Source organism: Paenibacillus turicensis, assembly GCF_050461185.1.
Lineage (GTDB): Bacteria > Bacillota > Bacilli > Paenibacillales > Paenibacillaceae > Fontibacillus > Fontibacillus turicensis_A.
In genome coordinates this window covers 905,008-916,815 of record NZ_JBCMOR010000005.1, presented here as the reverse complement: position 1 = coordinate 916,815, position 11,808 = coordinate 905,008, and the positions used below count along the sequence as shown (strand labels likewise).

The window sequence follows — 11,808 nt, the reverse complement described above, 5'->3', positions numbered from 1 at the left end:
CCTAACCTGATAAATCTGATGACATATTAATCTCTTAACTTTTTTACTTTGAACGATCCTGCATACGATCTGCACCTTGGAGTGAAGAAATTTCAATGCCTTTCATCGGTGTGCCTAGGTTTTTAGATACCTCTGCAATGAGTGCATAATCGGTATAATGTGTGGTTGCTTCTACAATCGCTTTTGCAAACTTCTCAGGCTGATCTGATTTGAAAATTCCTGAGCCCACAAAAACACCATCTGCTCCTAAATGCATCATGAGTGCCGCATCTGAAGGCGTTGCTACTCCACCGGCTGCGAAGTTAACGACAGGCAATTTCCCATCCTCATGCACCTGCAATAGTAAATTGTAAGGCACACCAAGCTCTTTGGCCTCTACCATTAATTCATCCTTGGATAAACCTTGCACTCTGCGGATTTGCCCATTAATTTTGCGCATGTGACGTACAGCTTCCACAATGTTACCTGTGCCCGGTTCTCCTTTTGTTCTAAGCATTGCTGCCCCTTCTCCGATCCGGCGAAGAGCTTCACCCAAATCACGAGCCCCACACACAAATGGTACAGTAAAATCAAATTTATCAAGATGGAAAATATCGTCAGCAGGCGTTAGTACTTCACTCTCATCAATATAGTCTACGCCCAAGGCTTCAAGCACCTTTGCTTCCACAAAGTGACCTATTCTTGCCTTTGCCATGACAGGAATACTAACCACCTTCATCACCTGCTCTACAATTGTAGGGTCCGCCATACGTGCTACCCCACCTGCTGCACGAATATCTGAAGGAACACGCTCTAGTGCCATTACTGCCGATGCTCCAGCCGCTTCAGCGATTTTTGCTTGCTCCGCATTCATGACGTCCATGATAACGCCACCCTTTTGCATTTCAGCCATACCTCGTTTAACACGCTCTGTTCCTGTTTGCATCCTTTATCTGCCTCCAATTGTTTAATTAAGTATTAGTATAGTTCAATATTGACATATAAAAAGATCCAATATAGTCTATTTTTAATGTACCACTTATCAATTATCTCGTAATACGGATTTAAAATTAGGAGGTTTATATGCATTTTCAGCTTGCTTATAGTAGCTATTTAGAGCGTTATAGTACTAAAATTCAGGCATTATATCATGCCATTCGCGATGCGATTATAAGTGGTTTATTTGTGTATGGGGATAAGCTCCCCTCCTCTCGTGAGCTTGCAGCTATGTATGAAATCTCAAGAGGAACAGTTAACCAAGCGTATGACATGTTGGCTTCCCAAGGGTATTTAAGCTCTTTACATGGAAGTGGCACATTTGTAGCCTATCGCACTGAATCGACAGAAGAAGCTACTCATGAAAAGTTTAATGAATTCATCCATTGTAACAATACAGAATATTATTTATCGTCATGGGGAAAACAAATTTCTACATTGACTATACCCGCTGCCAACTATACCCAGACTACCCAGACTTCTCAGGACAATCAATTGCTTGATCACATTGATTTTAGTAGGTATGCTCCCGATTTAACTAAATTCCCTTATGATGAATGGAACAATCGTTTATATGCCGAAGTACGTGCACAGGGAATTGAGGCTAATGCATCACATCGTTCGCTTGGTGACCTCTCTTTGCGGGAAGCAATTTCTGCTTATTTACGGCGAATGCGAGGCATTGTTGCACAACCAGAGCAAATTGCGGTAACTGCAGGATCGATGCAGGCCATCGCTCTTTTAACACAATTGTTAGCAGATTCAGGGGATCATATTGTTGCTGAAAGTCCGTGTTATGAAGGCATATCCTTAGCAATTAAGGCAGCTGGGGCAAAACTCATTGAAGCAGGTCTGGATGGTCAAGGACTTGTCCCTAAGGACTGGGATGCACGTATGCTGTTTGTAACACCTAGCAGACAGTTTCCTACCGGGGAAGTATTAAGCTTGGAGCGTAGACAAACTTTACTCCAATGGGCAAGTAAGCAAAATGCGGTCATTGTAGAGGATGACTATGATAGTGAGTTTAGATATCGTGGTGTCCATGTGGAACCACTTAAAACATTAGATAAGGAGGATCGTGTGATTTACTTAGGTAGCTTTACAAAAACATTGCCGTTAGATGTGCGGTTAGGTTATGTTGTGTTGCCATTAGCTTTAGCAGACGTGTTCCGCAAGGCCCAAGCGCTTTATGAACCTAAGCCCATTAACTTACTAGAGCAACGTGCGTTAGCCGCCTTTATGAATAGCGGACAATATGAACGTCATTTACGTCGAATGAATCGATTGTATAGTCGAAAATTTAAACTTTTGTTTCAACTTCTAACAGAACAGCTTAGTACTATCTTTGATTGGATTGAAAATGACGCAGGGTTACACATCTTTGGATGGTGGAAAATGGATAAGCGAAGTTATGACTCCTTTGCTCTTGCAGCAAAACAATCAGGTGTCTTTTTTGCAGAAGCAAAAAGTACCGAAGCAAACCAAGTTCGCTACGGTATCATTTTAGCCTTTGCCCATTTAACGGAGGATGAAATTACAGAGGGGGTACGTCGTCTAACCCAAGCTATGCTCGATTGTATGAACCTGTGTGATTAAGATATCCGGTACTTTTTCTGCACACCAGGCAGAAGTGTCACAATTTGAATAACAATCCCTAATGTGAAGTAAACCAAATGTACCGCATAAACCGCTTGGAAAAAATAAGCCTGCGCAAAAATCCATATGAGTAATGCAAAGCCGGTGTACAAGGTAAAGCTCCAAGCCCAGTGTTGATGAGGAAATACGTTCAGTTTATTAGCGAGGCTTGACCGTGCTTTAGAAATTAAGCCATAGCTAATCCAGACTGGGATCACTCCTAAAATAAAGAACAATAATACACCTGGAATGAAATAGTTAGGAAAAGGTGACTGCTCTAAAAGCGATAGTGACATTTTAAGCAGTTCACCACTTGGGTCAATAATAAGCATACCTCCACCAAAAATTGCGCCAAGTGATAAGAATATTTGTAACACAATTAGTACGATGGATATTTCTGATGTCATTCTTTTCATTCCATCCCCCCCTCTTCTATGCAACTAAAAATATATATTTACATTTATATTGCATGGGACGTTATGAATGCACTATGTGATTTATCATAATCTGAGTTTAAATTAGAGTGATTTTTCAAGATTAATTTTCCTATTGTTAATTTTCAAGCTGAATTGTAGCACTAGCGGCTTCATAACCATTAATAATTAAAACGATGTTATGCTCCCCTGCATAATGGCGACGTGTCGTTAAGTTTTTCCAATTATGACGTCGTTTGCTCTTTATTTTCGTATGGGGAGCTATAGTTTTATCAGATAATAAAAATAATTTGCGTGAGATTTTATTTCCTGCCTTCACGAAGTCAATCCCATATTCAATACGTAAATGCACCGGCTTATCGTTATTGAACTCAATGCTATATTCAAGGTCAGTGGCTTCACCAATGTATACTTTTTGTGGATTCACTTGTAATGCTGCCTTTGCAATAATAGATGAAGAGTCTTGAGAAGGTAAGTAATTAAATAAAGCCATTGCACCAGGATGACACTTACGTACTAACGTGCGACAAGCATGACGAATAATCCAATCTGTGCGTTCACTTACCCCTTGCCAGCGTGCTGCGATCTGAACAACAAGGTCAGGATGATCCTTTGCAATATCATTAAGATTGTTGGCGACACTTTTTCTAACATATAAGGAAGGATCGTCTTTTAATAATTCTAAAATTGGCAAGATTAAAGCAGGGTCTCTCTTAAAAATAGATAAAGCTTGTCCCCATGGAAGGCGTGGTCTGCACCCCTCACTAGCTAATCTTCGAATATGTTCATTTGGATGACTTGCCCAGGCTAACATTTGAGCCATCATTTTATCTGGATTGTGTAAAATAAAATCACGTACTGCAAATTCCGCTGAAGAGCCACTTGTAAAAGAGGCTAAAGCTGCCATAGATAAATCCCAATGCGCTTCATCTTGACCATATACCTCAACAAAGTCAGGGAAAAATAAATAAGCTAAATGCGTGCAATCATCAGTAACTTGAAGTAATATTTCAATTGCTTCGGGATAGGATTCAGGCAAGCATTTGCCTAAACTTTCAGTGATGCGGCGTGTACGTGCCTTGAGTGCTAAACTGTCCCAATCCCCCGCCATCGTTAACTGGACAAACTGTTTAATATCAAATGAAGCATACACTGCTCGGACCTTTTCTCCAAACTCAGTTAGAAAGCCAAGATGATACATATCCTTTAAAGCCTCAGCCATATTAGCAACCAAACTCCTTTATTTCTTATATTAGAACATTTGTTCTATATTATATAGAAGTACACTTTGTATGTCTATACAAAGAAATCTTCTAAACATTTAACTAAGTGCTAAACGTTAGAAGATCGCTAAGAATTACATATAATACTTAGAAAATTGAAATGAGTGATAATACTTTAAGTGCTATTTATTAAGATTCAGATACAACGGTAAAACGTTGGTAAAGATGCTGGGGCTGTTCAATCTCATCGATGACGGCTACAGCAAAATCCTCATAGCTAACATAGCTTTCACCTTTGGAATTTACAAGTAGATGATCTAGTCCCTTTTGATAAGAACCGGTTCGTTCACCTACTGCGAAGTTAGCGGATGGACTCATGAATGTCCAAGTGATGCCATTTGTATCTTGTAACGCTAATAAATTTTTAAGCTGATTTGAAGCTGTAGGCTTGAAAAGGTCTGGGAAATCAGGGGTATCTACGACACGCAATGTTTTCTCTTCATCTACAAATAAGCTACCCGCACCACCAACCACAATGAGCCGCGTATTTGGTGCAGACTTTAAAATATCGATTAGCTTGTTACCCGCATCTACATGTAAATGCTCTTCCCCAAATGGTGCACCAAAAGCATTAACAATCACATCAAATTGCTTAATATCTTCACTTGTTAACTCAAAAATATCTTTTTCAATCACAGCTAAAGATGAATCGGTAAGCTTCGAGGCATTTCTCACAATTGCCACAACCTCATGTCCTCTTGTTTTAGCTTCTTGTGCAATTCTGCTGCCTGCTTTACCTGTTGCGCCGATAACTCCAATTTTTGCCATTATAATGCCTCCTAATAATAATAGATTGATGATAAAATGCTGTAACTCAAATTTAAGCTTTAAACTTATTGTTTAAGGTTTTAAGCTGGCTGGTTTAGCCTTAAGCTTCAACACTTAGCTTGACGCCCACGCCAAAAGGCGCATTTAATGTAACATTTGTTCCCTTTTGTTCATAACTTATGTTCGCTTGATTTAAACGTCCGACGACCTCTTCTAATGCTGCTAGATTCGGTAAAAGGATTGTAAAATATTTAATTCCAACGGCTTTTTCTGGTGTAGGTGGAGCGTCTTTTCCTGCCCAGATGTTCAGTCCGATATGATGGTGATAGCCTCCTGCGGCAATAAACAGCGCTTGATGCCCATAACTCGATGTCTGTTCAAAGCCTAAAATATTACAATAAAACTGCTTTGCTATCTCTAAATTGCCAACATGAAAGTGGACATGACCAATTACAGTACCCGTAGGTAGCCCTTGCCATGATAAACCCTCAGATGCAGCAAGCAGGCCGTCTACATCGACAGGATCAGTCCCCATTCTAACGCTTCCATCTGGATTGATATGCCAAGTATTACGAGGGCGGTCTCTGTAGATTTCAATCCCATTTCCGTCAGGATCATTTAAATATAATGCTTCACTTACTTCATGATCTCCTTGACCAATCGGAACATTATGTTTTGCTAAATTTCGCAGTACTAACCCTAACGAACGTTGATCAGGCACTAAAATAGCAAAGTGGTACAGCCCTGAATGCGATTGAGCTGGTAAAATCTCAAAAGAAGGGTCTGCTTCAATGATTATCAAAGTTTTATTGTCCACAGTCCCAAATTCAACGATATTTTGATTGCGCTCTATAGCACGTAAACCAATCACCTCTTCGTAAAATAAAACTGATTTATCAAGGTCTGTCACTTTAATATGCACTGGACCAAGCTTTGTAGCAGGATGTAATGACGCTGACATAAAAGCACCTCCTAATTTTAAGAACAAGGTAAACAAGTATTTGTAAAAAAACTGGCTGAAAATTCAATGGAGTTAATTAGATGTAACTACATTAGTTACAATACCTGTAACCATTATAGTTACAATCGTTTTTTTTGTCAACATTATGAACTAAATTGCTATGCCTCTATTTCTTTCTTTCAATTCAAATAAAAAAGGCTATCCTTCTTAGGATAACCTTCTATACATAAGTTAACATAGGTTAGTATGCTTTTTATAATTCATCAAATTGATCCGATTTATCCGCGATATCATCGACAATTTGTTTTAACGTCACATGCTTTAATTGTTCCTCCATCGCTCTTTGCGCTATCGTAAAAATAGGTTCAATCGCACTTTGAATATTTTTGCCGACATTACAATCAGGGTTCGGACTATCATGTACAGCAAACAAGGCATCCTGATTCACGACCTGAACGGCACGATAAATATCAAGCAGGTTGATTTCCTGAAGTGGTTTTGCTAATTTACTTCCTGCAACACCTGGTTTAACATCAACTAGTCCTGCCTTATTAAGCATTCCAATAATTCGACGAATGACAACAGGGTTGGTATTGACGCTGCCAGAAAGATATTCTGAAGTGCTTATGCCATCTTTGTTGAATTCAAGTAATGTTAAAATGTGAATAGCAACCGCAAATCTAGAGCTGATTGTCATAATCTCCCTCCCCTTTTCAAGCTAATTCAATATGTAACTATATTAGTTACAACTAATGAATTTGTCAAATGAGATAAAAAAAGAATAACACCATTTAGCTAAGCTACCCTAGTGTTATTCTCTCCACAATTTTAATACAGCCTCATTCGTATACTAAAATATCCTTTAGTTGTTTTGCCTGTTCAATGTATGGCCCTTCAGATAAATTATTAAAAGCCAAATGTGTTGCACGCAAGCTTAACAATTTATCTCCTACATTCACACCAAATTGATGCCAAGTACTTGCAGGCAAAGTAATATAACGGTCCCTATTTAAATAAGTCCAACAAAAGGTTCGTTCTTTAAATGTAATCGTCTGTCCTTCAGGAATACTAAAATTAAGCAAATTGGGAAGGCTTGAAAAAACAGACGCTAAAGGTGAGTTAGCTATAAGCTCCTTGCACACGACACTAAAACCCTTATTGGTGTTACGTCCCGTCATTAAAATAATTTTGGAATCTGGTTTAATATTATACTCCTGCAAGGCACGTTCTGGCAGGTAGAAAGATCCATCTGGGAGTATTTTGCTCCATGCATAAAAATACTTTGCACCTCTGGCATTTATAGCCACTTTTATCATCCCCCAAGAACTAAATGTTAATCAGTCTTTCATTAGATTAATCATCTCGTAGCTAAGGGGAAGTTGATATGATTTTCATCACGATTTGTTAGAAATAAGAAACTTGAACTATGATTTAGGCAATATTTCTTCTATTTCTGGATCCTCTTTTTTGTTAGAATAAAATGTTTTATAAAGCTGAACAATTAATATTTTTGCGATTAAATAGGCAGGAATAGCAAGAATTAATCCTAGAATACCGCCAAAATCCCCTGCGATTAAGAGTAAGATGACTGTAGTTAAAGGGTGAATGCTCACCGTTTTTCCGTAAATATATGGTGAGATTAAATTCCCTTCAATTTGCTGTGCAGCAACCACAACAACAATGGTCCACAAAGCCATCGATGGAGATACCGTAAATGCAACAATGACAGAAGGAATCGCTCCAAGCAATGCACCAAAATAAGGGATAAAGCTAAATAGTGCCCCAACAACGGAGAGCAAAAGAGCGTAAGGCAAGCCAATAATCGCAAATCCAATAAACGATAATACACCAAGGAACAATGCGCCTAACATCCGACCTGCGATAAAGCCTTTTAGTGCCCCATCCATCTCATGTAATGTTTCCTTGCCCTCTTCCTGATATTTTACAGGTAACATATTGGCTAGGAGTGGATTAACCCGATCATCATCCTTGAGCATATAGTACAGCATAATCGGAACCGTACCAATAATGATAATAAAATCGTTCAAAAATGAAAATACTTGTGACATGTAGCCTGTAGCAAATTGGAATGTTGTCCCTACATAATCTGTGAATTTTTTAGTTAAATCTGTATTTACATCCTTACCCTCACCAACAAAATAAGAGAACAATTTGCTATCTCTAAGCAGATTGAGTTGTATTTGTAGCTCTTTAATAATCTTAGGAAGGTTGTTAATGAATTCTGAAATTTGATATTGTAAAGGCGGTAAAATAACGATCAAAAACAGTGTGATCACACCTGCAAATAATAAATAAATTAACAAAATCGATGTTATTTTATTTAGTTTGCGGTTCGTTAAGAAGCCCACAACAGGCCTTAATAAATAATATAGAAAACCTGAAATTGTGAGTGGAACGATAATAATTCGAAATAATGTAATGAACGGGTTAAAAATAAAACTTACTTTAGATAACAAAAAAACGATAGTTAAAATCATAATCGTTCCTAAAGTTATTCGGAAAAAACGCTTCTCAAGCAAAGAACCACCTCCAGCTAGTAAAGTTTAAATGTCTGTTTCATCCATGCTATTCCAAGCAGCATCTAATAAATGATCAAAATCTTCATCACTTTGTTCAATATGAGCATCTACAGCTAGCAACAACTCTTCTTTACCAGGCTCATCCGCATAATGCAAGCTATAGTCCCAGTCCTTTCCTCTTTTGCTGAAAAAAGTGATTTCATATTTCGTAGGATCCTCATTCGCCTGAAATATTGTTTTGCCTAAAAATGAACCATCCGCTTCTTTTTTCATGGAAGCTGTAACAACATTTATTTTCATTATTTATGATTCTCCTTTATCTTTTCTTCCATATAGCTTACAATATCTTATCATGTTTTATACTAATATCAAGATGTTATCCTTAGAGGTGGAATAAAAATTGAGCATAAAATCAAAAAAACAAATCTCCTATCTTTCGCCGGCAAAAGTTTTAACCTATGGCTTTGCGATAATAATCATATTGGGCACATTTCTGCTTTCCTTAGATATTGCATCTGTGGGCGGTTCGGGAATCAAGCTTGTAGATGCTTTTTTTATCGCAACCTCTGCAACCTGTGTCACAGGTCTTGTCGTCGTTGATATTGGTACTCAGTTTTCTGTATTTGGACAACTTGTTGTGATGGTTCTTACCCAAATCGGTGGGCTTGGATTTATGGCACTAGGTACACTTATCGCCCTTGCTTTTAACCGTCGTATTTCGTTGCGAGAACGACTTGTTTTGCAGGAATCGATGAATTACAACTCTATGGGGGGACTCATTACCCTAATGCGGAGAGTATTGTTGTATTCACTTGTTATTGAAGGTGTAGGTGCAGTCCTGCTTGCTATTCGTTGGTCGTTTGATATGCCTATTGGAAAAGCACTATACTTTGGAGTATTTCATAGTATTTCGATTTTTAATAATGCTGGCTTTGATTTGTTTGGTCAAATACATGGTCCGTTTTCAGGCATGGGTAAATACATTGGAGACCCCTTTGTCAATGTCATTTTGATGTCACTCATTTTTTTAGGCGGAATTGGATTTATTGTCATTTCTGATTTGTTAAACTATCGTACAACCAGACAATTATCACTCCACTCTAAAGTTGTATTAACGATGTCAGGGGCATTGATCCTTGGAGGCGCGCTGCTCTTTCTAATTATGGAATGGTCAAATCCTGCAACACTTAAGTTTCTTACGGTAAAGGATGATATTCTGGCCTCCTTGTTCCACTCCATCAGTGCTAGATCAGGTGGTGTAAGCACATTGTCTATTTCTGATTTACGTCACTCTACTCAATTTTTGCTTATTATTTTAATGTTTATTGGGGCTGCTCCTGGTTCTACAGGAGGCGGAATTAAGGTTACGGTATTTGCCATATTACTTGGCGCCATCTATGCAATGCTACGTGGAAAACAAGATATCGTTTTCTTTCGCAAAAGGCTGTCAAAGGAATCCATTTTACGGGCCATTACGCAAACTTGGCTAGCGCTTTTTCTAGTTGTATTTATAGCAATGATTTTATCAGTTGTTGAATCTAGAGATTTTCTCATTCTGTTATTTGAAACGACCTCTGCCTTTAGTACGGCAGGACTAACGCTTGATTTGACGCCCGACCTATCAAATTTGAGTAAAATTATATTGTGCTTGGTGATGTTTCTTGGACGTGTAGGTCCAATGACAATGGCGTATGCCATTACTGCTAGCTCTGGGAAGGAATCATATCGCCTACCTGAGGGTAAAATTACTATTGGATAAAAAAAATTAACCAACGTTCAAAATAAAATAGATACGAAGGCGTAAACGTAGTACACTAGGAAGTGTCTAAAAAGTCAGCAGGGAACAGATGACCTTGAATGATTTTTTAGACACGACCTAGTATAGTTAAGTTAAAAAATTGGTTTGGAGGTATTTATATGGATAACTTTAAGCAAAACTTACACAAATATGCAGAACTTGCTGTTAAAGTAGGTGCGAATGTTCAAAAGGGACAAACCCTTATCATTAATACGTCTCTTGATGCAGCAGAGCTAGTACGTCTGATCGTTAAGCAAGCGTATGAACAAGGAGCTTACCATGTTAAGGTAAATTGGAGTGATGATACAGTTACTCGTTTACGTTATGATATGGCGGCAGAGGAGTCGTTTCTTGATGAGCCTAAATGGTATGCAGGTGAAATGCTTGAGCTTGTTCAAAAAGGCGCGGCTGTGCTACATATCGTCTCTTCTGATCCAGACCTATTAAATGGTGTATCGACCGAAAGACTACAAAATCATCAGGTTACCTACAGAAAAGCAATGACCACGTATCGTGAGCTACAAATGTCCGATAAATTCAGCTGGTCTATTATTGCTGTTCCAAGTAAAGCTTGGGCTGCCAAAGTATTCCCTCATCTTCCAGAAGATAAACAGGTAGACGCATTATGGGAAGCTATTTTCAAAGCTGTGCGTGTTGATCAACCAGATCCGATTGCTGCTTGGGAACAACATATTGAGAATTTGTCCAGTAAAGCAGCCTATTTAAACGACAAAAATTATAAAAAGCTCCACTATATTGCAGAAGGTACAGATTTAACGATTGAACTGCCAGAGGGTCATTTGTGGGTAGCTGCGGATAGCATCAATAAGGATGGAAATTCATTCTTAGCCAATTTGCCAACAGAAGAAGTGTTCACAGCACCTTTGAAAACAGGTGTTAATGGTACTGTAGCTAGTACTAAACCACTTAGCTATAATGGTAACATTATTGATGAATTTAAAATTACGTTTAAGGATGGCAAAATTGTAGACTATTCCGCTAAAGTTGGCGAAGCTTCTTTGAAGCAATTAGTTGAACTAGATGAAGGCTCTAGCTATTTAGGTGAAGTTGCACTTGTGCCTCATGGCTCACCTATTTCACAATCTGGCGTATTATTTTACAATACTTTATTTGATGAAAATGCATCCAATCATTTAGCAATCGGTTGCTCGTATGCTTTTAATTTAAAAGGCGGAAAAGAAATGGCGAGAGAGCAACTAGAGCAAGCTGGTATGAACCAAAGCTTAGCTCATGAAGATTTCATGATTGGCTCCGCTGACATGGATATTTTCGGAATTACAGAGGATGGAACAAAGGAACAAATCTTTGCAAAAGGTAATTGGGCATTTTAATGAAAGCTCAAAAAAGATCAGGTGTTATCTGTACCAACAGATGACCTGATCTTTTTATTTTA

Annotated in this window: 12 protein-coding genes; 3 read left to right on the top strand and 9 right to left on the bottom strand. The window is 38.4% G+C overall.

Features of this window, described 5'->3' with window-relative positions:
• Positions 1-43: 43 nt before the first annotated feature.
• The gene (pdxS, locus tag ABE099_RS06360; protein ID WP_430028476.1) at positions 44-925 is read right to left on the bottom strand and encodes a pyridoxal 5'-phosphate synthase lyase subunit PdxS; all 882 of its coding nucleotides are present in this window, start codon (positions 923-925) and stop codon (positions 44-46) included.
• Between the two features lie 137 nt (positions 926-1,062).
• On the opposite strand from pdxS, the gene ABE099_RS06355 reads away from it, so the two are divergent.
• On the top strand, positions 1,063-2,571 hold the full coding sequence (locus ABE099_RS06355; RefSeq protein WP_430028473.1) for a PLP-dependent aminotransferase family protein: 1,509 nt from the start codon (positions 1,063-1,065) through the stop codon (positions 2,569-2,571).
• On the opposite strand, the gene ABE099_RS06350 is transcribed toward ABE099_RS06355, so the two are convergent.
• The 8 genes from ABE099_RS06350 to ABE099_RS06315 form a co-directional block, all read right to left on the bottom strand.
• Entirely contained in the window at positions 2,568-3,026 is a 459-nt protein-coding gene (locus tag ABE099_RS06350) for a hypothetical protein (RefSeq protein ID WP_430028472.1), read from the bottom strand. The genes ABE099_RS06355 and ABE099_RS06350 overlap by 4 nt on opposite strands.
• A 136-nt stretch (positions 3,027-3,162) precedes the next feature.
• Positions 3,163-4,266 (bottom strand): DNA alkylation repair protein, encoded by a 1,104-nt coding sequence (locus tag ABE099_RS06345; RefSeq protein ID WP_430028470.1) that lies wholly within the window; start codon positions 4,264-4,266, stop codon positions 3,163-3,165.
• 190 nt (positions 4,267-4,456) lie between these two features.
• Positions 4,457-5,095 carry an NAD(P)-dependent oxidoreductase gene (locus ABE099_RS06340; RefSeq protein WP_430028468.1) on the bottom strand — a complete coding sequence of 213 codons (639 nt, stop codon included), beginning with the start codon at positions 5,093-5,095 and terminating at the stop codon, positions 4,457-4,459.
• A 100-nt stretch (positions 5,096-5,195) separates the two neighbouring features.
• Positions 5,196-6,056 carry a VOC family protein gene (locus tag ABE099_RS06335; RefSeq protein ID WP_430028465.1) on the bottom strand — a complete coding sequence of 287 codons (861 nt, stop codon included), beginning with the start codon at positions 6,054-6,056 and terminating at the stop codon, positions 5,196-5,198.
• A 253-nt stretch (positions 6,057-6,309) separates the two neighbouring features.
• Positions 6,310-6,753: an Rrf2 family transcriptional regulator gene (locus ABE099_RS06330; RefSeq protein ID WP_430028463.1), complete on the bottom strand. Its 444-nt coding sequence runs from the start codon at positions 6,751-6,753 to the stop codon at positions 6,310-6,312.
• A 142-nt stretch (positions 6,754-6,895) separates the two neighbouring features.
• Positions 6,896-7,372, bottom strand: a complete 477-nt coding sequence (locus ABE099_RS06325) for a hypothetical protein (protein WP_430028460.1) — start codon at positions 7,370-7,372, stop codon at positions 6,896-6,898.
• 108 nt (positions 7,373-7,480) lie between these two features.
• A complete protein-coding gene (locus ABE099_RS06320; RefSeq protein ID WP_430028457.1) occupies positions 7,481-8,596 on the bottom strand; it encodes an AI-2E family transporter in 1,116 nt (371 codons plus the stop codon).
• A 24-nt stretch (positions 8,597-8,620) separates the two neighbouring features.
• Positions 8,621-8,896, bottom strand: coding sequence for a hypothetical protein (locus ABE099_RS06315; protein WP_430028455.1), 276 nt, complete (start codon positions 8,894-8,896; stop codon positions 8,621-8,623).
• A gap of 106 nt (positions 8,897-9,002) precedes the next feature.
• Between ABE099_RS06315 and ABE099_RS06310 the strand changes: the two genes are divergently transcribed.
• Both ABE099_RS06310 and ABE099_RS06305 read left to right on the top strand, forming a co-directional pair.
• A complete protein-coding gene (locus ABE099_RS06310; protein WP_430030503.1) occupies positions 9,003-10,355 on the top strand; it encodes a TrkH family potassium uptake protein in 1,353 nt (450 codons plus the stop codon).
• 158 nt (positions 10,356-10,513) lie between these two features.
• The gene (locus tag ABE099_RS06305; protein WP_430028453.1) at positions 10,514-11,746 is read left to right on the top strand and encodes an aminopeptidase; all 1,233 of its coding nucleotides are present in this window, start codon (positions 10,514-10,516) and stop codon (positions 11,744-11,746) included.
• Positions 11,747-11,808: the final 62 nt, after the last annotated feature.

Bases quoted from the DNA above. Each gene is read 5' to 3' on its own strand.
- ABE099_RS06355 (WP_430028473.1), top strand. From the start codon at position 1,063: ATGCATTTTCAGCTTGCTTATAGTAGCTATTTAGAGCGTTATAGTACT.
- ABE099_RS06330 (WP_430028463.1), bottom strand. From the start codon at position 6,753: ATGACAATCAGCTCTAGATTTGCGGTTGCTATTCACATTTTAACATTA.
- ABE099_RS06345 (WP_430028470.1), bottom strand. From the start codon at position 4,266: ATGGCTGAGGCTTTAAAGGATATGTATCATCTTGGCTTTCTAACTGAG.
- ABE099_RS06350 (WP_430028472.1), bottom strand. From the start codon at position 3,026: ATGAAAAGAATGACATCAGAAATATCCATCGTACTAATTGTGTTACAA.
- pdxS (WP_430028476.1), bottom strand. From the start codon at position 925: ATGCAAACAGGAACAGAGCGTGTTAAACGAGGTATGGCTGAAATGCAA.
- ABE099_RS06305 (WP_430028453.1), top strand. From the start codon at position 10,514: ATGGATAACTTTAAGCAAAACTTACACAAATATGCAGAACTTGCTGTT.
- ABE099_RS06335 (WP_430028465.1), bottom strand. From the start codon at position 6,056: ATGTCAGCGTCATTACATCCTGCTACAAAGCTTGGTCCAGTGCATATT.
- ABE099_RS06315 (WP_430028455.1), bottom strand. From the start codon at position 8,896: ATGAAAATAAATGTTGTTACAGCTTCCATGAAAAAAGAAGCGGATGGT.
- ABE099_RS06325 (WP_430028460.1), bottom strand. From the start codon at position 7,372: ATGATAAAAGTGGCTATAAATGCCAGAGGTGCAAAGTATTTTTATGCA.
- ABE099_RS06340 (WP_430028468.1), bottom strand. From the start codon at position 5,095: ATGGCAAAAATTGGAGTTATCGGCGCAACAGGTAAAGCAGGCAGCAGA.